Below are 24,557 nucleotides of genomic sequence, written 5' to 3' on the forward strand. Positions count from 1 at the left end.
TGGGCGGACGGGAGCGTCAGGCGCGCGCGGTCAGGACGTCGGCGAGGGTTCCGATCGCGAAGCGCACCTCGTCGTCGGTGACGACCAGGGGCGGGGCGAAGCGGATCGTCGAACCGTGGGTGTCCTTCACCAGGAGCCCGCGGTCGGCGAGGTCCTTCGCGATCGCCTTGCCGGTGCCGAGCGCGGGGTCGATGTCGATCCCCGCCCAGAGTCCGGCGACGCGGTGCGAGACCACACCCTTGCCGAGCAGGTCGTCGAGCAGCCCGCGCAGCAGCGGTTCGGCGTCGAGGGCCCGCTGCTGGAAGGTGCCCTCGCCGAGCATCGCCACGACCTCGGCACCGACGGCCGCCGCGAGCGGGTTCCCACCGAAGGTCGAACCGTGCTCGCCGGGACGCAGGACTCCGAGAACGGCAGCCGAGCCGACGACCGCCGACACCGGCACGATGCCGCCGCCGAGGGCCTTGCCGAGCGTGATGAGGTCGGGCCGCACCCCGACGCGCTGCACCGCGAGCGTGTGACCCGTGCGACCGAGGCCGGACTGGATCTCGTCGGCGACGAACAGCGCACCGAACTCGTCGCAGATCGAGCGGACGTCACCGAGGTACGACGGCGGCGGGATGACGACCCCGCCCTCGCCCTGGATCGGCTCGAGCAGCACGGCGACGACGGTCTCGTCCATCGCTTCCCGGAGCGCGGAGGCGTCGCCGTACGGCACGGTCCGGAAGCCCGGCGTGTACGGGCCGAAATCATCACGGGCGGAAGGGTCGTCGGAGAACGAGATGATCGTCGTCGTGCGGCCGTGGAAGTTGCCGGACGCCACGATGATCGTCGCCCGCTCGGCCGGCACGCCCTTGACGCGGTAGCCCCAGGCGCGGGACACCTTGATCGCCGACTCGACGGCCTCGGCGCCGGTGTTCATCGGCAGGACCATCTCGGTCTCCGTCAACGCGGCAAGCGACGCCGCGAACGGCCCGAGCTGGTCGTTCACGAACGCGCGACTCGTGAGCGTCACGCGGTCGAGCTGCGCCCGCGCGGCGTCGAGCAGCCGGGGGTTGCTGTGGCCGAAGTTCACGGCCGAGTACGCGGCGAGACCGTCCAGGTACCGCTTGCCGTCCACGTCCGTGACGGTCGCGCCGGAGCCCGACGCGATGACGACGGGCAGCGGGCTGTAGTTGTGCGCGAGAGCGCGGTCCTCGACGGCGAGCGCCGCCGCGGTGTTGACCCCGAGCGACGCTGCCGCCGACATCAGCTGACCCCGAGCGAACGCGCGACCGAGGTACCGGTGCCGACCGGGTGCAGGTCGAGGGTGCAGCACTTCACGCCGCCGCCGCCGAGCAGCAGCTCGGACAGGTCGACGCCGATCGGGTTGTAGCCCTTTTCCTTCAGCTGCGACGCGAACGTTGTCGCCCGCGCGGCGATCACGACGTTGTACCCGTCGGAGTACGAGTTCAGGCCGAGGATCGCGGCGTCCTCTTCCGTCGCGATGATCGCGTCCGGGAAGCGCTCGCGCAGGATCGTGAGCGACGGTTCGTCGAAGGCGCTCTCCAGGTACGCGATGTTGCTCGTCCCGTCGACGGAAGGCTCGGGGTCGAGCACGGCGATGGCGGTGTCGAGGTGGTAGAAGCTCGGGTTGATGAGCTTGAGCGTGACGACCTCGCGGCCGTAGATCGTCGCGAGCTCGTCGTGCGAGGTGCTGTCCGACCGGAAGCCGGTGCCGGCGTAGATGGTGTCCCCGATGAGCAGGAAGTCACCCTCGCCCTCGTTGGTCTGCTCCGGCTCGGCGACGGTCAGGCCGGCCTGGCGGAACCAGTCCATGTACGCCGGTCCCTCGGGCTGACGCTCCGGGTACTGGAACTTCGCGCCGTACGCGATCCCGTCGAGGACGAACCCGCCGTTGGCCGCGTAGACCATGTCCGGCAGGCCGTCGATGGGCTCGATGTACGAGATGTCGAAGCCGAGCTGCTCGTAGACGTCGACGAGCGACTGCCATTGCTCAACGGCCTTCGACGTGTCGGTCGGCTCCTCCGGGTGCATCCACGGGTTGATCCGGTAGCTCACCGTGTAGAAGTCCGGCTTGCACATCAGGATCGTGCGCTTCGTGGCGACACGGGCCGGGGTGGCGACGGACTCGGGGGCGGGTGCGGTGTTCGACATCAGTCCTCCTGCAAGGGACCGGGGCCCGAGCCTGCCAGGAACCGAAACGGAACGAGGAGAAGAGCTCCGGCGAGATGCAGGCTCACTCACCGCAGCGGACCAGGTCGACGCCAGTCGAGAGTCTGGCATGAACCGTCCGAAGCGTGCAGTCCCCCGTGCGTCGGACCGTGACACCTGTTCGGGTGACGCACATTTCGTGCGTCCGGACCGCCGACGCCGCAAGAAGTCGGCGTACGATGGGTGCAATGGATACGCTCGACCACCGCATCCTGGATCAGCTCCGGGACAACGCCCGTGCCGGCTACGGCGACATCGGGTCGGTGGTCGGACTCTCGGCCTCGGCCGTGAAACGCCGCGTCGACCGGCTGGTCGCCGACGGCGTCATCCAGGGCTTCACGATCAAGGTCGACCCCGCCGTGGAGGACCGCGGTACCGAGGCCTGGGTCGAGCTCTACTGCCGCGGCACCGTCTCACCCGACGAACTGCGCGCGCTGCTCGACACCGTGCCCGAGGTGATCGACGCCGGTACGGTCACCGGGAGCGCCGACGCCGTCGTGCACATGCGCTCGAAGGACCTGTCCGCACTCGAGGAAGCGCTCGACAAGGTCCGCCTCGCACCGCAGGTCGACCACACCCGTTCCGCGATCGTGCTCTCCAAGCTCGTCAGCCGCGAAACCGCGTAACGTCCCACGCATGGGACGGAAGACGACGGCCAGGAGGCCCGGATCACCCCCCACGGGATCCCGCCCGGCCCGGCAGCTGGTCACCGCTGCGAGCGTCGCGTACGTCGCGAACTGCCTCTGGGGCACCGCGGTCGCCGTGCGGCTGATCCGCACGAAGAAGCTCCGCGTCGTGCACCACGGCCTGTTCGTCGTGACCGCGACCCTGACCGGCGTCGCCGCGACGACCCCCGTGTGGACGCGTGACCGGACCGCGCTCTTCCTGCTGCCGGCGCTCGTGCCGCTGGCCGTCGTTCCACGCACGAACCCGCGCTCCGGAGCACACTGGAGAGTCGCGGTCGCCGCCGCACCGTCCTACCTGGGGGCGGTGCTCGCGCGCAGGCGATCAGAGAGGTGAGCAGTGGAGCTGTTCGAGGCCATCCGACGACGACGCACGACGAACGGGCCGTTCCTGCCCGATCCGGTGTCCGAGGAGCACCAGCGGCTGCTCATGGAGCTCGCCGGCCGGGCACCGTCGCAGCTGAACAGCCAGCCGTGGCGCTTCGTGCTGATCGAGGAGCGCCAGACGATCGACCGCGTCGCCGAGATCAGCGGGAGATCGATGACCCGCACGATGGCCGAGGGCACGTTCTTCGAACGGTACAAGCCGTACTTCCGGTTCTCGAAGGCCGAGATGGACGAGCGGCGCGACGGCATGCTGTTCGACAAGCTCCCCGGGCCGCTGAGGCCGTTCACGAAGCAGGTGTTCACGAAGCGCGGGCAGCTGCTCATGAACACGCTGCGGGTGCCGCAGACCCTGGGTGAGGAGAACCGGAAGCTCGTCGCCGGATCACCACTGCTGCTCGGCGTGATGCTCGACCGCCACGAGTACCGGAAGGAGGAGCTGTCCGGCTTCTACTCGGTGTTCAGCATGGGCGCGGCGATGGAGAACATCTGGCTCGCGACGACTGAACTCGGCCTCGGCATCCAGTTCGTGTCGTTCCCGATGGAGACCCCGGGTGCCTGGGCGGAGATCGAGGGGCTGCTCCGGGTGCCCGAGTCGCTCGAGCTGATGGCGGTGTACCGGATCGGGTACCTGCCCCCGGAACGACGGCGCCCCGCGATCGACTGGACGTCGAGCGAGCGGAAGCGACCATCGCAGTACGTGTTCCGCGGCACGTGCGACACCCCGCAGGAAGGGTGGGACGACGCACCCGTCGCAGCCCACATCGAACCAGAGGCGACCACGCCGTGACCGACACCCGACCCACCCAGACCGCTCCGAGCCTCCAGGCCGTCGCCCCCGGCCTGCCGGGCCGCCCCTGGATCTCGCAGGACTGGCTCGACGTCGTCTTCGTGCACTGGCGCGTCGACGTGTCGGCGGTGGCCCCGCTGCTGCCGGTCGGCACGCGACCCGACACGATGGCGCTCGACGGCACCGACGACGGGGTGACCACCTGGGTGGGTCTCATCGCGTTCCGGTTCGAGGACACCCGGTTCCCGCCGTTCTCGGTCGGCAGCGTCGGCGACTTCGTCGAGGTGAACGTCCGCGTCTACACGATCGACGAGCAGGGCCAGCGCGGCGTCGTGTTCCTGTCGCTCGACGCCGGCAAGCTCCTGCCGACCGTCGGCGCACGCGTCGCCACCGGCCTGCCGTACCGGTGGGCGGTCGCCGAGTCGCGCAGCGGCGACGGCCGCGTCGGGTACGCGATGCGCCGGCACGGAACGCACCTGCGGTCGATGGTCGACGTGCGGGTCGGCGACCTGCTCGACGAGCCGGGACCGCTCGAGACGTTCCTGACGGCGCGGTGGGGCATGCACGTGCACCGGGCCGGACGGACGCGGTTCTGGCCGAACGAGCACGAGTCGTGGCCGTTGCACCGGGCCTCGGTGGTGTCGCTGCGGGACGACCTGGTCGGAGCGGCGGGGCTGCCGTTCGGGCTGACGGAGCTGGAGCCGGACTCGGTGCTGTACTCGTCGGGGGTCACGACGCGGTTCGGGCGGGGTCGCTGAGGCGGGGTCGCCGCTCCGGGGACAGCGGCTGAGTGGGACGCGGCTGCCCGCAAGTACAAAGGAGCCATGACTCGAGTGGCAGTGGTGACCGGTGGATCCGCAGGGGCAGCCGTCGTCGACCTGGCCCGCGCCGGACTCGGCCTGTGGCACCTGAGCCGTGCGTTCCGCGGGTCGGACCAGGCCGTGTTGCACGGCGTCCTGGGTGTCCGGCAGCTCGCGCAGGCCGTGCTCGTCGCGCGTGCGGGCTCCGGCAGCGCACACACCCTGAGCGCCGTCGTCGACACCCTGCACGGCGTGACGATGGTGCCGCTGGCCGTCGCCGATCCCCGCCGACGCCGGTTCGCCACCGAGCAGCTGTGGATCGCGACCGTGCTCGCGGTCGCCGAGGCAGCGGTGGTGGGTCGCGGAAGCCGTCGCTGAACGCTGTCGGTGGCGGCACCGATCCCGGTGTTCGACCTCGTGGGCACCACGGCGTGCGACGGCGGTGCGATCGAACTCCACGACCGTTCCGCAGCAACCGCGGCGTAGCGTCCGGAGCATGAGCGACAACGAGCAGACCGAGCCCGTCATGGACGGTGCCACCGATGCCACGAACCACGAGAAGCTGCACGGCCTGATCGAGCAGGTCGACCACGACCACGCGGGCGAGGGTGCTGGCGCGATGTCGGACCACCTGCGCGACCGCATGGACGAGACCGGTGTCGAGGACGAAGAGGGCGGCGACGTCGAGGACTGACCCTCGCGCGAACCGACGGAACGGAGCGGGCGGCGCCTAGACCCGCAGCTCGGAGAAGTCGCCGTCCACGTCCCCGAACCGGTGCGCCGTGATCGACACCGACTGCTCGCGCAGGTAGGGAAGCATCTCGATCAGGCCCGCCTCGACCACCGGGGCGTCGTGGATCGCGACGTCGATGCTCGCCCCGAAGGCTTCCTCGAGCGCGAGCGAGTCGCCTCCGAGCAGCCGGATCCGAGCGCCCGGGCCGCCGAACGCCGTGTGGGTCGGGCGGTCCTGCCCCTGTGACAACACGGCCTCGAGCGCGTCGACGGGCTGTTCGTCCTCGCCGTTCGACCAGTCCGCCTGGAACACGGATCCCGACGACGCCCGGGCGTGGAAGTCCTGGTCGGACTCCACCAGGTGGTCGACGACGTCGAGCGGTGACCGGCTCGATGCCAGCAGCTGGGTGAGCGGGCCGGGCAGGGGCCGAGCGGTGCTGAGCAGGATGTGGGCTCGGGCCGAGGTCGCGGCGACGAGCGTGCGGACGAGGTCGCCCATCGAGGCGTCCTCGGCCTGGCGGACGATGACGGACTGCGGGCGGTGCCGCAGCACGTTCCGCTGCACGACGAGCCCGGACAGGTCCTGCGACCGGCCGTACAGCGTCTCCCGCGCGCGGACGTCGCTCAGGGCACCGGCACGGACGCGGTCGAAGTCCTCGAACGACAGGCCGGTGCGAGCGGCCTCGATGACCGCGGTCACGCGCGGGGGCAGACCGTGCAGCTGGATGCTCTTGTGCACGGTGCGCGGCACGGGCAGCCAGCGGCCGAGCGTCGCGACGTACATCGGGCCGCCGGCCTTGGTGCCGGTGCCGACCGACGAACCCTTCCAGCCGCCGAACGGCTGGCGCCCGACGACGGCGCCGGTGATGCCGCGGTTGACGCACAGGTTGCCCGCGCGGACGCGGATGAGCCACTCGGAGACCTCGTCGACGTCGAGCGAGTGGATGCCCGCCGTCAGCCCGAAGTCGGTGCCGTTCTGGATCGCGATCGCCTGCTCGAGGGTCTCGGCACGCATGATGCCGAGCACCGGACCGGAGTACTCGGTCTGGTGGAAGTCGCTGCCGGGCCGGACGCCGTCGCGGATGCCCGGCGACCAGAGCCGCCCGGAGTCGTCGAGCGCCTCCGGCTGCACGAGCCAGGACTCCCCCGGCCCGAGTTCGGTCAGACCCTGGCGCAGCTTGCCCTGCGGCTCGGCGATGAGCGGGCCGACCTGTGCCGTGGGGTCGTCGGGCCAGGCGACCCGCAGCGTGCGGGTGGCGTCGACGAGCTGGCGGTGGAAGCGTTCGCTCTCGCCGACCGACCCGACCAGGATCACGAGGGACGCAGCGGAGCACTCCTGCCCGGCGTGCCCGAAGGCGGACTGCACGATGTCCTGCACCGCGAGGTCGAGGTCAGCGCTCGGTGTGACGACGACGGCGTTCTTGCCGCTCGTCTCGGCGCTCAGCGGCAACCCGGCTCGCCACCAGCGGAACGAGCGGGCGGTGTCGGCGGAGCCGGTCAGGATGATGCGGTCGACCGCCGGGTGGCCGATGAGGTCGCGGCCGAGTTCGTCCTCGGCGAGGTCGACGAGCTGCAGCAGCGAGTGCGGCACCCCGGCGTCCCAGAGCACGTCGGCGAGCACCGCGCCGGACCGCGTGGCCTCGGGCGCGGGCTTCAGGACGACACCACTGCCCGCGGCGAGCGCCGCCAGCACGCCGCCGGCGGGGATCGCGACGGGGAAGTTCCACGGCGGGACCACGACGGTGAGTCGCGGCGGGACGTACTGCGCGCCCTCGACGTCGCCGAGGCGGCGGGCGCTCTCGGCGTAGTAGTGGGCGGCGTCGACGGCCTCGGTGACCTCGGTGTCGGCCTCGGAGAACGTCTTGCCCGTCTCGGCGGCCATGACCTCGATCAGGTCGGCGCGACGGGTCTCGAGCTCGTGCCCGATCAGGTCGAGGAGCTCGGCGCGGTCGGACGGGTCCTGCCGTCCCCAGTTCACCCCGGCCTGGGCCGTCCGGGCCATGATCCGTTCGAGCTTGGAACGGTCGGTGACCTTCGCTCCGCGGATGGTCTGCGCGCCGAGCTGCGAGCGCGGCACCCGGCGCAGGACGTCGAGCGCCCAGGTCCGGTTCGCGGCGATCGACGGGTCGGTGTCCGGGGCGTTCCGGAACGCGTCGCGCAGCACGGGCTCGCCGAGCGCGCGACGGCGGTCCTGCGTGCGGTGACTCGCGGGGACGGGTTCGTCGAGCGCCTGGACGGAGGCGAGGTACCGGGCGTGCTCGCGCTCGAACACGCTCGCATCGCGGTCGATGTCGAAGGCGCCGGAGATGAAGTTCTCGGGGTTCGCGCTCTGCTCCAGCCGTCGGGCCAGGTACGCGATCGCCGAGTCGAACTCGTCGGGCTGCACGACGGGCGTGTAGAGCAGGATCTGGCCGACGTCGGCCCGGACGGCATCAGCGTGCGTGGACGCCATGCCGAGGAGCATCTCGACGTCGACCGCGTCGGTCACCCCGCGGCGCTGCGCGAGCACCCACGCGGTGGCGAGGTCGAACAGGTTGTGGCCGGCGACACCGATCCGCACCGCGTCGGTCCGCTCCGGGGTCAGTGCGGCGTCGAGCATCCGCAGGTAGGCGGTGTCGGTCTCGCGCTTGCTGCCCCAGGTCGCGAGGGGCCACTCGTGCACGATCGCGTCCACGTGTTCCATCGCGAGGTTGGCACCCTTGACGAGCCGCACCTTGATCGGGGCGCCGCCGCGCGCTCGGCGGGCCTGGGCCCACGCCGTCAGCGACTCGAAGGCTCCGGCGGTGTCGGGCAGGTACGCCTGCAGGACGATGCCCGCCTGCAGGTCGGCGAACTCGTCGCGGTCGAGCAGGGTCCGGAACACCGCGAGGGTGACGTCGAGGTCGCGGTACTCCTCCATGTCGAGGTTGATGAACTTGGCGGGTCGGCCGGACGCCAGCGGCGCAGCGGCCAGTCGGTACAGCGGGACGAGCCGGTCGACGACGCGCTCGACCGTCTGGTCGAAGGCCCACATCGACATCTGTGGCACGACCGAACTGACCTTGATCGACACGTGGTCGACGTCGTCGCGGGCGAGCAGGTCCATCGTGCCCTGCAGCCGACGGTCGCTCTCGCCGCTGCCGAGGACGGCTTCACCGAGCAGGTGCACGTTGAGCCGGGTGCCCGGTCCGCCGATCTTGGCGAGCGCCGGTCCGAGCTTGGCCGTGCTCGCGTCGATCACCAGGTGCCCGGTCATCCGGCGCAGGATCCGGCGCGCCGTCGGGATGACCGCCCACGGCGCCATGGTCGCGAACCCACCGCCGAGCGTCACGGCGCCGCGGAGGTACCAGGCGAGGAAGTCGGGGACGTCGCGGCTGAGCTGCTCGAGGTTGCGGGCGGCGACCCGGGGGTCCTCGGGGCGGATGACCTTGTCCACGAACCCGCGCGTGAAGTCGAGCCCCCGCTCGTCGCGCAGGACCTGCGCCAACCGGGCTGCGCCCGGGTCCGGCTTCGCCCCGGCGGACGCCGCCAGCCACCGTCGCACGAGCGCGACGGCCTCATCGGTGGTGTCCTGGAGGCGGGCGCGCGGCATGCTTCGATCGTATGCCGCACGTCCGACGCGACCTCGGAGCGCGCCGCACGTCGGCCAGGAGTCATCCGTGCGGATGAAAGCACCGACGGCGCGGCCCGACCGTCCGCCCGGTGGATACGCTGGTCGGCATGTCGACGGAGGGCAACGGTGGCCACGACTGGGCCACCTGGGACGCGTACCACGACGTCTGGCGACGGCTCGACCGGGCGCTGGACCAGGCGGTCCAGGCGGGTGCGGGCATCTCCGTCCCCGAGTTCGAGATCCTGATCGGCCTGCACCGTGACCCCGACCACCGTCTGCGCGTCCGGGACATCGCCGCGGGGATCGGGTGGGAGAAGTCGCGCGTCAGCCACCAGGTCACACGGATGGTCTCCCGCGGCCTGGTGGAGCGCGCCGACTGTCCCAGCGATGGTCGCGGCAGCTGGGTGGTGATGACCACGGATGGTCGTCGTGCGGTGCTCGCCGGCATCCGCGCGCACACGGGTGCGCTGGAAGACCTGTTCTGGAGGCCCGTGGGGACGGACGCGGACACGCTGCGGTCCGTCAGCGCACGCGTCGACGCCGCGATCGGGCCGGACGAGCAGCCCGACGACTGACCCCGGCCGCCGTCAGCGCGGTCGCTTCGTGTCGCGCGGGATCAGGCCGCGCTCGCCCTGCTCGTCGAACCGGCGGTGACGCTGGCCGGGTGGGGGATGGTAACCCAGAGGTCGACCTCGTCGTCCGCGTCGATGCCGAGGGCAGCGGCGGTCTCGTCCGGAGTCGAGGCGACGATGGTGACGGCAGTCCCCGATTCCGGATGTCCGCTGCGGATGACGATGCGGCTCGACCGCACCGGCTCGAGGTGCTCGACGACGTCGTCGAGCAGGGCGTCGAGGGTGTCGGGGGCGAGCCCGTCGAGTCCTCCGTCGTCGAGGATCTGCACGAGGGACCCGCGACGACGGTGCGCGGAGACGACGCTCCGGACGGCGTCGTTGAGCAGGTGGCGGCCGCGGATCTCGTCGCGGAGGGCCTGCTCGAGGACGCGGCACTCTGATCGGTGATGGGCGTCGAGTCTCCCGCGCACCAGGACGATGTGGTGGAGCATCGGGGCGGCGGCCTGGCTGGCATGGCGGAGCCGTCGCTGCCGTTCGAGGTGGAACGCGTCCAACTCCGCCTGCCGGATCGTCAGTTCACGGTGCTGGTCGGCTGCGACCTGGGCGGCTGCGGTGACGCGTCGGAGGGTGTGGTGCATCAACAGCCCGGCGATGACGATGACGATCTCACCCGCGAGACCGAGCCGGATGATCGCGGCCGGCCCTGCCCACAGGGTGATCTGCGCGAGCAGGACGGCGACTGCCACCATGGGGAGTCCTCTTCGTCCGGCCATCCACCCCATCACGGCGCCGGCGAGGACGCCGCAGGTGTACCGGCTGATCGACAGGGCGTCGAAGGTGGCCGGGTCGAGACCGATCGTCGCGATGCAGCACAGGAGGCAGCTGATCACGGTGGTGCCCCACGCGACCCGGTTCGACACGGTCCCCCGCCTCGCTCCGCGGAGGAGGGCCGGGAGGAGCGTGAGACCGAGGATCGAGGCGAGGACGGACGCGTAGGCGTGGGTGACGAGGAACGCTTCCACGTTGGCGATCAGGACCGCCACCACGATCACCGTTCCGAGGACGCGGGAGAGATGGCGCCTGGGGATGAGGTTCAGGAGCGCCTCACCCGGTCGACGGTTCGAGGGCGCGGCCTGGTCGGTCGGGTGCCACTCGAGGGAGACGGTCGTGCCACGTCCAGGGGACGAGTCGATCGTCGCCGAGGCGCCGGCGAGGCGCGTGTGCTCGAGGATGGACACGCGCACCCCCAGTCGTTCCTCCGTGATCTCGGCGATGTCGAAGCCCGCACCGTCATCGGCGATGGTGATGCTGAGCCCACCGTCGTCGAGGCGGGTGGCGGCCGCCGTCCTGCGCGCGGAAGGTCCCGCGTGCTCGACGCTGTTGCTGAGCGCTTGCAGGGTCGCCGAGACGAGCGCCTCGGCGACGTTGGGTGGGAGGCGCACGGTGCGCGCGTCCTCCAGGTCGACCTCGACACGTTCGTGGAACAGGTCGAGTTCCGGTTGCCTGCACGACAGCACCTGCCCGAACCGGACGGTTGCCGGCTGCGGGTCAGGGTGATCGCCCAGGTCGGAGACGAGCTCGAGTGCGGACCGGGACATGCTGGTGGCCTGCTCCGGTGCTTGGTTCCCCGCAGCTGCGAGGAGCGCGGCGAGGACGGTGTCGTGCAACAGCCCGTCCGTGTGCACGCGCTCCGCCTCCGTCGCCACCTGCCGTTGGTGGTTCTCGAACAGCCGTTGCGCGTCGTGCTCCGCGGCGTCGGCCCTGTCCGCCCGCACCCGGACGATCCTCACCCCCGCGATCAGGCCTGCCGCGAGCAGGGCGAGCGCGATGACCCTGACGACGCTGTGGCTGGCCGGGGACTGTTCGGCGAAGACGCAAGCGAGAGCAGCGTTGAGCCCTGCGCAGATCACGGCGGCGCGTGCTGGGCTCGCCTCGGCCACCGCCGTGCAGCTGAAGGCGGTCAGGGACAGTCCGACGAGCCATGGAGTGGACCCGGTCGGCAGGGGATCGTGGAGTGCGAACGGTTCCAGGACGAGGAGTCCGACGAAGGCGGCGACCGGTACCCACAGTCCTGCTCGCGCGGGTCGTCCGCGCCGGAGCAGCGCGAGCGGGAGCGCTGTGACCATCGCCCCCGCCAGGCACAGTGACACGACCGGCAGCGGAGCCATGCCCGTCGGGTGGCCCGCGGCGAAGGCCGGCAGTGAGAGCACGACCAGCGACGCGGTGACGACGGCCAGCATCGCCACCATGGCGCGCTCGGCTCCGAGGCGCAACGACACCAGGCCGAGGGACGTCGCGACCCGCGCGGTCGCAGGCTCGGGTCGAACAGCGCCCTGCCGGGCCTGGACCGAGATGCCCGTCGGTGATGTCACCGTCCGAACGCTACGGCGAACTGCGCCGACGGGACACGCCCCAGAACGGGCGGACCACTCGCCGCTCGTCGGCGCTCGTCGGCGCGCTCAGGCCGGTGCGGGTCCCGGCTCGTCTCCGCCTCGGCTGTCGGCGACGTGGTGGTCGCGCTGGAGCGCCGCGGGGAGGCGCATCACGAGGCGCCACTTGTTCCCGTGGGAGTCCCGCTCGTAGGAGAAGTCGTCCATGAGGAGTTCGATCATCGCGATCCCCCGCCCGGACTCCGCCATCTCCTCCGGGTCCGGCATGACCGCACGGAACGGCACGTGCACCTCGGCACTGCTGTCGCTGAGCACCGCCTCCAGGGACGTGGACGTCCGTCGCAGCGTCAACTCGCAGAGCAGCCGCTCGTCTCCCTCGGCGTGGTCGATGACGTTCCCGGCGAGCTCGACCATCGCGGTCTCGAACCGGATCCTCTCCCCGTCGCCCAGATCGGCGTTGAGGTGCCAGAGATCGTCGATCGACTCGTGCACCTCGTCGACGTCGTTCGGTGGCACCCGCAGGAGCACCGTGCGCTCCCAGGCGGGCCCGTGGATCCCGGAGATGTCGCCCGCGCCGTCAGTCTGCATGCGCACATCCTCGCACCCGCCATCGGTCGTCGGCCGGAACCGCGACCACCGGGCAGTGTCGTCCGTGGCAAGGTCGACCCGTGCAGAACTCCACCACCGTCGTCATCGCCGGCTGCGGCGACCTCGGGACCGAGACCGGCCTCCGCTTCGCCGAGCAGGGCCACCGGGTGCTCGGCCTCCGCCGACGGGCCGAACTGGTCCCCTCCCCGATCACCGGCCGCAGCGTCGACCTCCGCCGCGAGGTCCCCGAGGTCCCCGCCGACACGAGCGTCGTCGTCGTGGCCTTCGCCGCCGGCAGCCGTGACGTCGACGAGTACCGCGCCACCTACGTCGACGGCCTGCGCAACGTGCTCGACGGCATCGCCGCCTCGGCCGCCGATCCGCGCCTGCTCGTGGTGTCCTCGACCGCGGTCCACGACGTCGCCGACGGCAGCGAGGTCACCGAGGACACCCCGGCGCACGGTGCGACCCCGACCGCCGAGGTCCTGGTCGAGGCCGAGGTCCTGCTGCGCGAGCGGGCACCGGGCGCTGTGCTGCTCCGGCTGTCGGGCGTCTACGGCCCCGGCCGCGAGCGACTCATCGACCAGGTCCGGTCCGGCTCCGCACGACTGGCACCCGGCACCTCACCGCACACGAACCGCATCCACCGCGACGACGCCGCCGCCGCGCTCGTGCACCTGGCGTCCCTGCCCGACCCGGCACCGCTCTACCTCGGCACGGACGACGAGCCGAGCCGGCTCGACGACGTGCTGCGGTTCCTGGCGGACGAGCTCGGCGTTCCCCATCCGGTGACGGGTGAGGGCGACGCGCGGCAGGCCGGTGGCGACAAACGCCTGTCCAACGCGCTGCTGCGGTCGACGGGGTGGACCCCGCAGTACCCGACGTTCCGCGAGGGCTACCGCGCCGTGCTGTCCGGCGAGGGCACGCGCCACCCCTGACGCACGCCCGGACGGTGCTGCTGACGGCCGGGAGGCGCGTGACGGTGCCGCCACGCGCCTCCCGGCCCGTCAGGCGGTCCGGTCGACCGCGCGGTCCTCGTGACCGCGCCGGTGCGGCAGGAACGTCCCGTCCCGCAGGGACTGCTCGATCTGCTCGAGGGACTTGCCCTTCGTCTCCGGCACCCGCAGGAACACCAGGACCCAACCGAGCACGTTGAGCCCCGCGTAGAGCAGCATCGTGCCGCCGAGGCCGATCCACCCGGTCAGGGTCAGCGCGGTCGAGGTCACGAGCAGGTTGGCGCCCCACAGCACCATGGCGTGCAGGCTCGTCGCGGCAGCGCGGATCCGCAGCGGGTACATCTCGGAGCCGACGAGCCACCCGACGACCTGGATCCCACCGGCCTGGAAGAACATGAACGCCAGGATCAGGACGATCGTGACCACCGGCGACGGCTTGCCGCCCTGCACGAAGAAGAGCGCACCGAAGAGCCCGATGCTGACCGCGGCACCCGGCAGCATCACGAGGGTGAGCCGTCTGCGCCCGATCCGGTCGACCAACCGAGACCCGACGAAGGTCATCACCAGGTAGACGACGCCGACACCGACGTTCGCCCACAGGGAGTAGACGTGCGGGAACCCGGCGTCGGTCAGGATCGTGGGCGTGTAGTAGATCATCATCTCGAGCCCGGTCAGCTGCGTGAACGCGGCGACGATGAGCCCCGCGACCAGGGCGGGCCGGACCCACGGTTTCCGCAGCTGGGACCACTGCCCGGAACCGGCGTCCGGCTCGGCCTCGTCGAGCTTCCGGATGTCGTCGAGCTCGTCCTCGGCGGTGCGGTGGTCCGGCCGCAGCCAGCGCAGCACCCGGCGGGCGGGACCGATGCGGTCCTGTGAGACGAACCAGCGCGGGCTCTCCGGCAGCCGCAGCATCCCGAGCAGCAGCACGATGGCGGGTGCGGCCGCGACGCCGATCATGAAGCGCCAGGACAGCACACCGTTCAGGGTGACCCCGACGATCGCGGCGGACAGGATGCCGACGCCGATCGCACAGTTGAACACGGTGACCAGGCTGCCGCGGCGGGGTCCGGGTGCGATCTCGGCGATGTAGGTCGGGATCGTCTGGGTCGACCCGCCGACGGCCAGGCCGAGGAACAGGCGGCTGAGGATGAGGAACACCGGACTCGGGGACACCGCGGCGAACAGCACGCCCAGGCCGAAGACCGCGGCGATGACCAGGATGGTGCGCCGCCGGCCGATCCGTGCCGAGATCGGCCCGGTGAAGAACGCCCCGAGGATCGCGCCGACCAGGATCGACGCGGTGATGAACTCCTTGACGCTGGAGCCGATCGAGAACTCCTTGCCGATCTCGATGAGCGTGCCCGAGATGACGCCGGTGTCGTAGCCGTAGAGCAGTCCGCCGAGTGCGGCGACGAACGCCACCCGGGTGACGTGCCGCTTGGTCGTGCGGGCGGTCTCGGCCGGCCCGGTGTCGTCGGGGATCGCCCGGGGCACGCCGGGGACGTTCTCGTGCTCGTCCTCGTGCTCGTCGGTGGTGGTCGTCATCGCGTCCTCTCCGTGCCGGGCGCACCCCGGACCGGGCGTCACGGTAGACGGCGGCAGACGAACGGCCGTTGAGGAAGGCGAGGCTCAGTGGTGCCGGTGGTCCTGGATGGTGATGCGCGGCCCGAACGCCGGCTTCCGGAACCCCGAGCCGCCGATCAACCGCACGACCCGCTCCCGGTGCCCGCGCCACGGCTCCAGCAGCTCGAGCATCCCGTCGTCGTCAACGGGAGCACCGGTCAGCGCCCACCCGACGAGCGCCGGCACGTGGAAGTCCCCCACGCTCGGTGCGTCCGGGTCGCCGTGGGAGCGCTGCGCGGTCTCGGCGGCGGTCCACCGGCCGACCCCGGGGATCGACTGCAGCTTCGCGGACACCTCGGCTCCCCCACGCCCGTGCGCAAGGGTCCGTTCGAGCGCCGGCGCCAGCTTCACGGCACGCATCACGGTGGCGGAGCGACCGGGCTCGATGCCGGCGCGGTGCCACTCCCAGCTCGGGATCCTCGCCCACGTCGCGGCGTCGGGCGGGACCATCATCCCCGCGGGTGCGGGCCCGGGTGCCGGGGTCCCGTGCCGGCGGAGCAGGTACCGCCACGCGCCCCACGCCTGCCGCGAGGTCACCTTCTGCTCCATGATCGCGGGCACGAGCATCGCGACGACGGTGTTCGTGCGGAGCAGCCGGAGCCCGGGCTGCCGGTGCCGGGCGGCCGCCAGGAACTCGTGGCCGGAGACGTCGAACGCCGACCAGTCGTCGCCGCGGCCGAGCAGATCGGGTGCGTGCTCGACCGCCCACGACGCACCACTCCCCCACGCCGAGACCACGATCGCGTCGCCGGCCCGCCGGATCGCGACGGTGGCAGGACCCGTGGGTGTGCGCAACGCGAGCCACACGACGCCGTCGACCACCCGGTAGGCGGGGTCGCCGGAGCCGCGCTGCAGGGGCCGCAGGGTCGACGCGACGTCCACCGCGCCTCCAGGCCGGTACACCGTGTCGACGCGAGCCGCGTCCTCGGACGCACCCGCAGCAGCAGACGCGCCAGTGGGCGTCGGGGCGGAAGCGAGCGGGGGCACACCGGGATGGTAATGCGGAACCACCGTCAGTCATGATGGGCACAGTCCCCCGCACAGTCCCCACCACCCGACGACGGAGCTCCCCATGCGCATCGGCATCCTCACCTCCGGAGGCGACTGCCCCGGCCTGAACGCGGTCATCCGCGCGATCGTCCTCAAGGGCATCGCCATCTACGGACACGACTTCGTCGGCTTCCGCGACGGGTGGCGTGGCGTCGTCGACGGCGACATCGTCCCGCTCGGCCGCAAGGACATCCAGGGGATCGCGAAGCAGGGCGGCACGATCCTCGGCACCAGCCGCACCAACCCGTTCGAGGGGCCGAACGGCGGCGCCGAGGCCATCGAGCGGATGCTCGAGAAGCACGGCATCGACGCCATCGTCGCGATCGGCGGCGAGGGCACCCTGGCCGCCGCGAAGCGCCTGACCGACGCCGGCCTGAAGATCGTGGGCGTGCCGAAGACGGTCGACAACGACCTCGGCGCGACGGACTACACGTTCGGGTTCGACACCGCAGTCGCGATCGCGACCGAGGCGATGGACCGCCTCCGCACCACCGGCGAGTCGCACTCGCGCTGCATGGTCGCCGAGGTGATGGGCAGGCACGTGGGCTGGATCGCCCTGCACTCGGGGATGGCAGCGGGCGCGCACGCGATCCTCATCCCGGAGCAGAAGACGAGCATGGAGCAGATCGCGAAGTGGGTGCGCGCCGCCTACGACCGCGGTCGCGCGCCGCTCGTGGTGGTGGCCGAGGGCTTCGTGCCGGACCACGAGGACACCGCACACACCGAGCGCGGACTCGACGCCTTCGGGCGCCCGCGCCTGGGTGGCATCGGCGAGCGCCTCGCGCCGCTGATCGAGGAGATGACGGGCATCGAGACCCGTGCGACGACCCTCGGGCACATCCAGCGGGGTGGCACACCGACCGCGTACGACCGGGTGCTGTCGACGCGGCTCGGGCTGGCGGCCATCGACGCGGTGGTCGAGGAGCGCTGGGGTCGGATGGTCGCGCTGAAGGGCACGGACATCGTGCACGTCTCGTTCGACGAGGCGCTGGGCGCGCTGAAGACGGTGCCACAGGCGCGCTTCGACGAGGCCGCGATCATGTTCGGGTGATCGGGCTGGCGGGACTGGGCGGCGCGGGGCGGCTGGCTGTTTCGGGCGCACCTGGTCGAATCGGGCGTACCTGGTCGGTTCTTCTGACCCGGTACGCCCGAACCCACCAGGCATCGCACGCGTTCTGGGAAAGAACGGGCAGGCCGCCGGGCGCGACCGGCTCGGTGATGACGCGCCAGCGGCATGCCGGGCGCGCCGACCGAGCCTGCGAGGGAGGGGGGTAGCGTCCGGCGTGTGACCCGCGCCGTCCTCGTCTCCAGTTCCGCCCCGCCCACCGTCACCGACGTCGACCTGCCGGATCCGGCCGAGGGCGAAGCCCTCGTCGACGTCACGTACTCGAGCGTCAACTACAAGGACGGCCTCGCGCTCGCCCGGAACCCCGGGGTCGCCCGGCTCGACCCGCTCGTGCCGGGCATCGACGTCGTCGGCACCGTCTCGGGTCTCGGCCCGGGGGTGCACGACGTCGCGATCGGTGACCGCGTCGTGCTGAACGGCGCCGGCCTGGGCGAGACCCGCCACGGTGGATGGGCGACCCAGGCGGTCGTGCCGTCGGGGTCGCTCGTGGTCCTGCCCGAGGCGATCGACGACTCGTTCGCGGCCGCCATCGGCACCGCGGGGTTCACGGCGATGCTCAGCGTCCTGGCGCTCGAGCGCTTCGTCACGCCCGACGCCGGTCCGGTGCTGGTCACGGGTGCCTCCGGGGGCGTCGGCACGGTGGCGATCGCGCTGCTCGCGGCCCGCGGCTACCGGGTGACGGCGTCGACGGGTCGGACGGCCAACGCTGACTCGCTCCGGCGTCTCGGTGCCCGCGACGTCGTCGACCGCGGTGCCCTGGCCGAGCTGGGTCGTCCGATGCAGCGGGCCACCTGGGCCGGTGCCGTGGACAGCGTCGGCGGTGCCACCCTGGCGAACGCGCTGTCGTCCACGCGCTGGGGAGGAGCGGTGACGGCCTGCGGGCTGGCGCAAGACTCAGCGCTGCCGACGACCGTCCTGCCGTTCATCCTGCGCTCGGTGTCCCTGCTCGGCATCAACTCGGTCGACGCCCCGGTGGAGCTCCGCCGTCGGGCGTGGGACCGGCTGGCGACCGACCTGGACGCGGCCCTGCTCGCGGACGTCACCCGGACCGTGCCACCCGAGCAGGCCATCGCGATCGGGGCCGAGGTGGTGGCGGGGCGCGTGCACGGCCGGACGGTGGTCGCGATCAGGTGAGCGTGCTGGCCAAGACTGCGTCTTCATTTCCCAACCGTTTGCATATTGGCACGTTAGGATTTCGAGTGTCGATTTCGTCCACGAGGAGATGACATGCCGGTCCCCAAGTCCACGGTGGAGAGCTCGCCCCGCAAGCTCCTGCGCGACGTCGTCTACGAGAAGATGCTCGCGGCGCTCCGCGACGGCACGCTCCAGCACGGCGAGCGCCTGAACGACGACGAGCTGGTGCAGTGGCTCGGTGTCAGTCGCACCCCCATCCGCGAGGCCATCGCGAAGCTCGTCGACATCGGCCTGGTCGAGATGGAGGCGAACCGGTACACCCGCGTCGCGACCCCGACCTTCGACGACTGGGTCACCGCGACCCGTGCGACCGCCGGGTTCTTCGAGCTCAGCCTGCGCTGGGGCGTCCCCGAGTACAGCGACGAGGACGTCGAGGCCCTCTCCGCCCTGCTCGACAAGGCGGACCGGATGCGGAAGGTCCGGGACTACGGCTTCAGCGGTGCCCTGACCGGCATCATCGAGTTCGCGGTCGAGCACTCCGGCAACCCCCTGGTGCAGCACGCCGCGGTCGGGGCGATGGAACGCGTGCGCTTCACGCTCAACCCGACGCCGGCGTTCGAGCAGTACGGGTCCGAGGCGTTCTTCTCCATCCTGCGCGAGGCCCTGACCGACCGCGACGGCGAAGCGGCCGCCGAGGCCGGACGGGCCCTCACCCGCAACTTCGAGCAGCACATCGAGGCGGTCCGCGCCGACCGCGGCTGACCGTGGACGACGGCGAGTGGGGCGACGCCGATCCGTGGACGGCGGCGAACGACGACGCGTACACGTCCCTGCTCGCCCACGTCCGCTCCGGCCCCAGCAGCACGACGGCCGTCGACCTCGACGCGCTCGGGTGGGAGTGGGGGACGTCCCGCGGCCGTGTCCGAGCGGCGGCCGCACGGCTCGAGGACCTCGGCATCCTGTCCCGGCGCCCGGACGGCACGTGGCAGTACGCCGAGCTGTCCGACGCCGAGCTGTCCGACGCGCTGGACTTCTGGGTCGCGCTGATGGGTCCGGCGATCCGCGCCACGATCCCGGTGCTGACCGCCGAGCTGCGCCGAGAGCTCGACGACCTGGTCGCGCGGGCCAGCACGTCGGCGTCGCTGCGGCTCCCGGAGTACCCGACCGCGTTCTCGGCCTCGGTGCAGTTCTGGTTCGAGCACTGCCCCAACGCACTCGTCCGTGGCCTCGGCCTGCGGGCGTTCGAGCGGGTCCGGTGGGCTCGGTTCCCGACGCAGCTCTGGTCGGTGCACGACATCGGGACGTGGTCGGCCACGATCACCCGGGCAGTGGACACCGGTGACCCGGCCGTCGCGACGGCCGCCGCGGAGATCCTCGAGCGCCTGTTCGAGGTCCACCGCCGGAACGTCGGGATCCCACGGACGAGTCGACCGAGCGCCGAGGTCGCCGAACGGCTCCCGAGCGCCCTCGACCGCGCCCTGCTCCGCGACGTGCGTTCGGGCGCGCTGCCGGTCGGTTCGACGCAGTCCCTCTCGGGCCTCGTCACGCGGACGGGCGCTCCGCCCGTGGCGGTGCTCAAGGCGCTGCGGCGGCTGCACGACCTCGGCTTGGTCTCCGGCGACCGGGGCCGGTACCGCGTCGCGGAACCCTCCCTCACCAACTGGCAGGACGCGATGGGGCTGCTCGTCGGGGTCTTCGGCAGTGCCGTCGTCCACGTCCTGCCCGGCCTCGCGGGCACCGCACTCGACGAGCTCCGCCGGCTGCTCACACGAGCTCGTTCCGACGGCGAGGTCCGCGACCACCGGTACACGGAGAGCGCGTTCGCCGTCACCCGGTTCCTGGCCGAGCAGTCCGGCAACCGCTGGGAACGCCAGGCCCTGCGTCTCGCGATGGCGCGGCTCGCCTACGCGATCCCGGAGGCACCGGCCTTCCGGCAGTGGGAAGCGGACGCGCTGTGGATGTCCCTCGACGCGGCTGCCGGCAGTGGGGACGTCGGTACCGCTCGGACCGCGGCCCGGCTCTTCATCGGCATCGCCGGCGCGCACGTGGACGACGTCACGGCGCGGTACGGCACGATGGACTCGTGAGCGACGTCCTGATCCACGCCGCCGGAGTCCGCGTCACGCGGTCCGGCCGCGACCTGCTGCACGACATCGACCTGACCGTCCGGCGCGGTGAGCACTGGGCGCTGCTCGGACCGAACGGCGCCGGCAAGTCGACCCTGCTCGCCGTCCTCGGCGCGACCGGGCACCCGACGGCGGGCACGGTCGAGATCCTCGGCCGTCGGCTCGGACGCACCGACGTGCGGGAACTCCGCGAACACATCGGGCACGTCGACCCGCGACACCGGATGCTCTCGCCGCTCACCGTGCTCGAGACGGTGCTCACCGGGCTGACCGGCACGACCGACCTCATGATGCGGTGGGAGCCGTCCGCCGGCCAGGTCGCGCTGGCCGAGCAGCACATCGCCGACGTCGGACTCACCGCGCGACGGCACGCCCGTTGGCCCGTGCTGTCCCAGGGCGAACGCGGCCGGGCCCTCATCGCCCGGGCACTGATTTCCGAGCCCCAGCTGCTGCTGCTCGACGAGCCGGCGACCGGACTCGACGTCGCCGCGCGGGAGCACCTGCTCGAGACCGTCGACGCGCTGCGGCACCGGCACCCCGACCTCGGCAGCGTCATGGTGACCCACCACCTGGAGGACCTGCCGGCCTCGACGTCGCACGCGATGCTGCTGCGTGACGGGGTGGCCGTGGCCCAGGGCACCTCGGACGAGGTGATCACGTCATCGGCGGTCTCCCACGCGTTCGACTTCCCACTCGCGATCCTGCGCGCCGAGGGCCGGTGGGCCGCGCGCCGATCCGCTTGACGCGTGCTTGCTCCGCGACCGTCAGGCTGTCGCGGCGGCAGCTGCCTTCGCGGCCGCGGGCAGGGCGTCGAGGATCCGCCCGACGGCGCGGTCGTCGTGGGCGGCCGTGACGAACCAGGCCTCGAACACGCTCGGCGGCAGGGTGACCCCGCCATCGAGCATCGCGTGGAAGAACGGCGCGTAGCGGAACACGTCCTGGGCCCGCACGTCGTCGTAGTTCCGCGGCGCCTGGTCGGTGAACGCGAACGAGAACAGGTTGCCCGCGTGCTGCACGGAGTGCGCCACGCCCTCGGCCGACAGCGCCTCGCTCGTCGCGGTCGCGATCACGGCGGCGGTGCGGTCGAGGTGCTCGTACACCTCGGGCGTCGCGGCGCGCAGCGTGGCGGTACCGGCCGCGACCGCGAGCGGGTTGCCGGACAGCGTGCCCGCCTGGTACACGGGACCGAGCGGGGCGAGGAAGTCCATGACCTCGCGCCGACCGCCGAGCGCGGCGAGGGGCATGCCTCCACCGATGACCTTGCCGAACGTGATGAGGTCGGGCTTCCACCCGGCGCCGTCGGGGACGACCTTGGACGCCTCGAGGCCCCACCAACCGGCGGCACCCACGCGGAACCCGGTCAGGACCTCGTCGACGATGAGCAGCGCGCCGTGCGACTGCACGATCTGCGCGAGCGCCCGGTTGAAGCCGCGCTCCGGGGCGAGCACGCCCATGTTGGCGGCGGCGGACTCCACGATGACGCCGGCGATGCGCTCGGAGTGCTCGTCGAAGGCGCGGCGGACCGCGTCGAGGTCGTTGTAGGGCAGCACGAGGGTCTGCGCGGCGGTCTCGGCGGTGATGCCCGCGCTGCCCGGCATGGCCAGGGTCGCGACGCCCGAACCGGCCTCGGCCAGCAGCGAGTCCGAGTGCCCGTGGTAGTGCCCGGCGAACTTCACGAGCAGGTCGCGGCCGGTGTAGCCGCGGGCCAGCCGGATCGCGGTCATCGTCGCCTCGGTGCCGGTGGACACCATCCGGAGCTTCTCGATCGGCCCGTCGCCGTCGACCGACACCCGCTGCTTCACGAGTTCGGCCAGCTCGGTCTCGCCCGGGGTGGACGCCCCGAACGACAGCCCGTGCGCTGCGGCCTGCTGCACGGCCTCGACGGTGCCGGGGTGCGCGTGCCCGAGGATCGCGGGGCCCCACGACGCGACGAGGTCGACGTACTCGCGACCCTCGGCGTCGGTGACGTAGGCGCCCTTCGCGGAGACCAAGAAGCGCGGCGTGCCGCCGACCGAGCCGTAGGCGCGGACCGGCGAGTTCACGCCACCGGGGATGGCGTTCTTCGCACGCCCGAAGAGCTGGTCGTTCGTGGTCATTCGGGGGCCTTCCCGGTCGAGGCGATGCCGGCGACGTCCGCGGTGCTGCCCGAGGTGCGGAGGCCCGCTTCCTCGTTGAGCTTCCGCGCGATGTCCACGGCGAAGTAGGTCAGGATCGCGTCGGCACCCGCGCGCTTGATGCCGACGAGCGACTCCATCGCCGCGGCGTCGCGGTCGATCCAGCCGTTCTGCGCCGCTGCCGTGATCATCGCGTACTCGCCGGAGATCTGGTACGCCCAGACCGGCACGGGCGACGTGGCCGCCGTCTCGGCGAGCACGTCGAGGTAGCTCATCGCGGGCTTCACCATGACGATGTCCGCGCCCTCGTCGACGTCGAGCGCGACCTCGCGGAGCCCCTGTCGGCCGTTCGCGGCGTCGATCTGGTACGTCCGGCGGTCACCGACGAGCGACGAGGACACCGCCTCGCGGAAGGGCCCGTAGAACGCCGAGGCGTACTTGGCGGCGTAGGCGAGCAGCGCGGTGCCGCTGTGGCCGGCACCGTCGAGGGCGTCACGCGCGGCGGCGATCTGGCCGTCCATCATCCCGCTCATGCAGACCAGCTCGGCGCCTGCCTCGGCCTGGGCGACCGCCATGTCGCGGTAGCGCAGCAGCGTCGCGTCGTTGTCGACCGAGCCGTCCGCCGCCAGGACACCGCAGTGCCCGTGGTCGGTGAACTCGTCGAGGCACAGGTCGGACTGCACGACGAGCGCGTCACCGACCTCTTCCCTCGCCACCCGGATGGCCACGTTGAGGATGCCGTCCGGGTCGGTCGCGCCGGAGCCGGTGGCGTCCTTCGTGGTCGGGACACCGAACAGGTTCACGCCGCCGACCCCGACCTCCGCAGCCGACACGAGCGCGCGGCGGAACGAGTCGAGGGAGTGCTGCTGCACGCCCGGCATGCTCGAGATGTCGACGGCGTCGGTCGCGCCCTCGCGGATGAACATCGGCAGCACGAGCTCGGCGGGGTGGAGCCGGGTCTCGGCCACGAGGCGTCGCATCGCGGGGGTGGCGCGCAGCCGACGGGGGCGGACCTGGGGGAAGCGTCCAGTCACGGGTGACCTTCCTGATGGGGGGTGATCGGGTTCAGTGCCTCGACGACGGCGTCGAGCAGGGCTTCTGCGGACCGGGACCGTCCGACGGCGTGGACGGGCAGTCCGGCCGCGCGCGCATCGGCTGCGGTTCCGGGGCCGATGCAGGCCACGAGGGTGCTGGGGTCGAGCGGGGTCATCCGGCGGGCGATCTCGCGGGCGACGCTGCCGCTCGTCACGAGCACCGCGTCGGGTGCCGCTTCGAGGGTGATCGGCTCGTCGCCGGTCCCCACGGTACGGTACGCCACCACGTCGTCCACGTCGATGCCGCGGGCGCGGAGCCCGTCGACGAGCGTCGGTGCGGCGATCTCGGACCGGGCTGACAGGACGGTGCCGTCGGTGTGCGGGAACGCCTCGACCAGGCCGGCCGCGGACGTCTCGTCCGGCACCAGGTCGACGACCCAGTCCGCCGCCCGCGCAGCACGGGCGGTCGGCTCGCCGACTGCGGCGACGCGCACCCCGGCCGGGAGGCGCGCCATGCGTCCGGCGAGGACCGTCACGGCCGTCGCACTGGTCACCACCACCCACGCGTACCCGGCCACGGGTGCACGGTCACCGACAGGAGCGGGTGATCCGTTCCTCCCGGCCGCGTCCTGCACGACCAGGCGGCAGACCG

General features: G+C 72.1%; 23 protein-coding genes. 13 read left to right on the top strand and 10 right to left on the bottom strand.

Translation table 11 applies throughout. The features are described from left to right. Positions 1-16: 16 nt before the first annotated feature. Positions 17-1,246 carry an ornithine--oxo-acid transaminase gene (gene rocD, locus ITJ56_RS12475; RefSeq protein WP_194630935.1) on the bottom strand — a complete coding sequence of 410 codons (1,230 nt, stop codon included), beginning with the start codon at positions 1,244-1,246 and terminating at the stop codon, positions 17-19. Next, entirely contained in the window at positions 1,246-2,154 is a 909-nt protein-coding gene (gene ddaH / locus ITJ56_RS12480) for a dimethylargininase (protein ID WP_194630936.1), read from the bottom strand. Before ddaH ends, rocD begins: the two co-directional genes overlap by 1 nt. Positions 2,155-2,399: 245 nt before the next feature. On the opposite strand from ddaH, the gene ITJ56_RS12485 reads away from it, so the two are divergent. The 6 genes from ITJ56_RS12485 (at position 2,400) to ITJ56_RS12510 (ending at position 5,562) form a co-directional block, all read left to right on the top strand. Continuing rightward, positions 2,400-2,837 (top strand): Lrp/AsnC family transcriptional regulator, encoded by a 438-nt coding sequence (locus tag ITJ56_RS12485; protein ID WP_194630937.1) that lies wholly within the window; start codon positions 2,400-2,402, stop codon positions 2,835-2,837. 10 nt (positions 2,838-2,847) lie between these two features. Continuing rightward, positions 2,848-3,231 (top strand): hypothetical protein, encoded by a 384-nt coding sequence (locus tag ITJ56_RS12490; protein WP_194630938.1) that lies wholly within the window; start codon positions 2,848-2,850, stop codon positions 3,229-3,231. Between the two features lie 3 nt (positions 3,232-3,234). Beyond that, the gene (locus ITJ56_RS12495) at positions 3,235-4,068 is read left to right on the top strand and encodes a nitroreductase family protein (RefSeq protein WP_194630939.1); all 834 of its coding nucleotides are present in this window, start codon (positions 3,235-3,237) and stop codon (positions 4,066-4,068) included. Beyond that, on the top strand, positions 4,065-4,826 hold the full coding sequence (locus tag ITJ56_RS12500; protein WP_323749799.1) for a DUF2071 domain-containing protein: 762 nt from the start codon (positions 4,065-4,067) through the stop codon (positions 4,824-4,826). Before ITJ56_RS12495 ends, ITJ56_RS12500 begins: the two co-directional genes overlap by 4 nt. A 66-nt stretch (positions 4,827-4,892) precedes the next feature. Beyond that, positions 4,893-5,246 carry a hypothetical protein gene (locus ITJ56_RS12505; protein ID WP_194630940.1) on the top strand — a complete coding sequence of 118 codons (354 nt, stop codon included), beginning with the start codon at positions 4,893-4,895 and terminating at the stop codon, positions 5,244-5,246. A 118-nt stretch (positions 5,247-5,364) separates the two neighbouring features. Continuing rightward, on the top strand, positions 5,365-5,562 hold the full coding sequence (locus ITJ56_RS12510) for a hypothetical protein (protein ID WP_194630941.1): 198 nt from the start codon (positions 5,365-5,367) through the stop codon (positions 5,560-5,562). 36 nt (positions 5,563-5,598) lie between these two features. On the opposite strand, the gene ITJ56_RS12515 is transcribed toward ITJ56_RS12510, so the two are convergent. Then, positions 5,599-9,171 carry a bifunctional proline dehydrogenase/L-glutamate gamma-semialdehyde dehydrogenase gene (locus ITJ56_RS12515; protein ID WP_194630942.1) on the bottom strand — a complete coding sequence of 1,191 codons (3,573 nt, stop codon included), beginning with the start codon at positions 9,169-9,171 and terminating at the stop codon, positions 5,599-5,601. 128 nt (positions 9,172-9,299) lie between these two features. On the opposite strand from ITJ56_RS12515, the gene ITJ56_RS12520 reads away from it, so the two are divergent. Beyond that, the gene (locus tag ITJ56_RS12520; protein WP_194630943.1) at positions 9,300-9,767 is read left to right on the top strand and encodes a MarR family winged helix-turn-helix transcriptional regulator; all 468 of its coding nucleotides are present in this window, start codon (positions 9,300-9,302) and stop codon (positions 9,765-9,767) included. A gap of 41 nt (positions 9,768-9,808) precedes the next feature. On the opposite strand, the gene ITJ56_RS12525 is transcribed toward ITJ56_RS12520, so the two are convergent. Together ITJ56_RS12525 and ITJ56_RS12530 are read right to left on the bottom strand one after the other, a co-directional pair. Then, positions 9,809-12,136 carry an ATP-binding protein gene (locus ITJ56_RS12525; RefSeq protein WP_194630944.1) on the bottom strand — a complete coding sequence of 776 codons (2,328 nt, stop codon included), beginning with the start codon at positions 12,134-12,136 and terminating at the stop codon, positions 9,809-9,811. 87 nt (positions 12,137-12,223) lie between these two features. Then, positions 12,224-12,742 carry an ATP-binding protein gene (locus ITJ56_RS12530; protein ID WP_194630945.1) on the bottom strand — a complete coding sequence of 173 codons (519 nt, stop codon included), beginning with the start codon at positions 12,740-12,742 and terminating at the stop codon, positions 12,224-12,226. A gap of 80 nt (positions 12,743-12,822) precedes the next feature. Here ITJ56_RS12530 and ITJ56_RS12535 point away from each other — a divergent pair, with 80 nt between their 5' ends. Beyond that, a complete protein-coding gene (locus tag ITJ56_RS12535; RefSeq protein ID WP_194630946.1) occupies positions 12,823-13,680 on the top strand; it encodes an NAD-dependent epimerase/dehydratase family protein in 858 nt (285 codons plus the stop codon). A gap of 69 nt (positions 13,681-13,749) precedes the next feature. Here the strand turns inward: ITJ56_RS12535 and ITJ56_RS12540 are convergent, their stop codons facing one another. After that, complete coding sequence (locus ITJ56_RS12540) at positions 13,750-15,243, bottom strand: sugar porter family MFS transporter (protein WP_194630947.1); 1,494 nt, start codon at positions 15,241-15,243, stop codon at positions 13,750-13,752. A gap of 84 nt (positions 15,244-15,327) precedes the next feature. Further along, on the bottom strand, positions 15,328-16,308 hold the full coding sequence (locus ITJ56_RS12545) for a DNA-3-methyladenine glycosylase family protein (RefSeq protein ID WP_194630948.1): 981 nt from the start codon (positions 16,306-16,308) through the stop codon (positions 15,328-15,330). Positions 16,309-16,393: 85 nt separating this feature from the next. On the opposite strand from ITJ56_RS12545, the gene ITJ56_RS12550 reads away from it, so the two are divergent. The 5 genes from ITJ56_RS12550 (at position 16,394) to ITJ56_RS12570 (ending at position 21,500) form a co-directional block, all read left to right on the top strand. Further along, positions 16,394-17,422, top strand: coding sequence for a 6-phosphofructokinase (locus ITJ56_RS12550; protein WP_194630949.1), 1,029 nt, complete (start codon positions 16,394-16,396; stop codon positions 17,420-17,422). A gap of 234 nt (positions 17,423-17,656) precedes the next feature. Further along, positions 17,657-18,631, top strand: coding sequence for an acryloyl-CoA reductase (locus tag ITJ56_RS12555; protein ID WP_194630950.1), 975 nt, complete (start codon positions 17,657-17,659; stop codon positions 18,629-18,631). Between the two features lie 93 nt (positions 18,632-18,724). Then, positions 18,725-19,393, top strand: a complete 669-nt coding sequence (locus ITJ56_RS12560) for a GntR family transcriptional regulator (RefSeq protein ID WP_194630951.1) — start codon at positions 18,725-18,727, stop codon at positions 19,391-19,393. Between the two features lie 2 nt (positions 19,394-19,395). Further along, positions 19,396-20,718 (top strand): hypothetical protein, encoded by a 1,323-nt coding sequence (locus tag ITJ56_RS12565; protein WP_194630952.1) that lies wholly within the window; start codon positions 19,396-19,398, stop codon positions 20,716-20,718. Next, positions 20,715-21,500, top strand: coding sequence for an ABC transporter ATP-binding protein (locus tag ITJ56_RS12570; protein WP_194630953.1), 786 nt, complete (start codon positions 20,715-20,717; stop codon positions 21,498-21,500). The genes ITJ56_RS12565 and ITJ56_RS12570 overlap by 4 nt, the downstream gene beginning before the upstream one ends. A gap of 21 nt (positions 21,501-21,521) precedes the next feature. Here the strand turns inward: ITJ56_RS12570 and hemL are convergent, their stop codons facing one another. Genes hemL through ITJ56_RS12585 form a run of 3 tightly spaced genes read right to left on the bottom strand, consistent with a single transcriptional unit; the run spans position 21,522 to position 24,483 of the window. Then, positions 21,522-22,853 (bottom strand): glutamate-1-semialdehyde 2,1-aminomutase, encoded by a 1,332-nt coding sequence (hemL, locus tag ITJ56_RS12575; protein ID WP_194630954.1) that lies wholly within the window; start codon positions 22,851-22,853, stop codon positions 21,522-21,524. Continuing rightward, entirely contained in the window at positions 22,850-23,905 is a 1,056-nt protein-coding gene (gene hemB, locus ITJ56_RS12580; RefSeq protein WP_323749800.1) for a porphobilinogen synthase, read from the bottom strand. Before hemB ends, hemL begins: the two co-directional genes overlap by 4 nt. After that, entirely contained in the window at positions 23,902-24,483 is a 582-nt protein-coding gene (locus ITJ56_RS12585; RefSeq protein ID WP_323749801.1) for a uroporphyrinogen-III synthase, read from the bottom strand. The genes hemB and ITJ56_RS12585 overlap by 4 nt, the downstream gene beginning before the upstream one ends. Positions 24,484-24,557: the final 74 nt, after the last annotated feature.

It is taken from the genome of Curtobacterium sp. VKM Ac-1376 (assembly GCF_015351025.1).
GTDB lineage: Bacteria > Actinomycetota > Actinomycetes > Actinomycetales > Microbacteriaceae > Curtobacterium.

Coding starts and splice junctions, on each gene's coding strand:
- rocD (WP_194630935.1), bottom strand. CDS start 1,246: ATGTCGGCGGCAGCGTCGCTCGGGGTCAACACCGCGGCGGCGCTCGCC.
- ddaH (WP_194630936.1), bottom strand. CDS start 2,154: ATGTCGAACACCGCACCCGCCCCCGAGTCCGTCGCCACCCCGGCCCGT.
- ITJ56_RS12485 (WP_194630937.1), top strand. CDS start 2,400: ATGGATACGCTCGACCACCGCATCCTGGATCAGCTCCGGGACAACGCC.
- ITJ56_RS12490 (WP_194630938.1), top strand. CDS start 2,848: ATGGGACGGAAGACGACGGCCAGGAGGCCCGGATCACCCCCCACGGGA.
- ITJ56_RS12505 (WP_194630940.1), top strand. CDS start 4,893: ATGACTCGAGTGGCAGTGGTGACCGGTGGATCCGCAGGGGCAGCCGTC.
- ITJ56_RS12510 (WP_194630941.1), top strand. CDS start 5,365: ATGAGCGACAACGAGCAGACCGAGCCCGTCATGGACGGTGCCACCGAT.
- ITJ56_RS12515 (WP_194630942.1), bottom strand. CDS start 9,171: ATGCCGCGCGCCCGCCTCCAGGACACCACCGATGAGGCCGTCGCGCTC.
- ITJ56_RS12520 (WP_194630943.1), top strand. CDS start 9,300: ATGTCGACGGAGGGCAACGGTGGCCACGACTGGGCCACCTGGGACGCG.
- ITJ56_RS12530 (WP_194630945.1), bottom strand. CDS start 12,742: ATGCAGACTGACGGCGCGGGCGACATCTCCGGGATCCACGGGCCCGCC.
- ITJ56_RS12540 (WP_194630947.1), bottom strand. CDS start 15,243: ATGACGACCACCACCGACGAGCACGAGGACGAGCACGAGAACGTCCCC.
- ITJ56_RS12550 (WP_194630949.1), top strand. CDS start 16,394: ATGCGCATCGGCATCCTCACCTCCGGAGGCGACTGCCCCGGCCTGAAC.
- ITJ56_RS12560 (WP_194630951.1), top strand. CDS start 18,725: ATGCCGGTCCCCAAGTCCACGGTGGAGAGCTCGCCCCGCAAGCTCCTG.
- hemL (WP_194630954.1), bottom strand. CDS start 22,853: ATGACCACGAACGACCAGCTCTTCGGGCGTGCGAAGAACGCCATCCCC.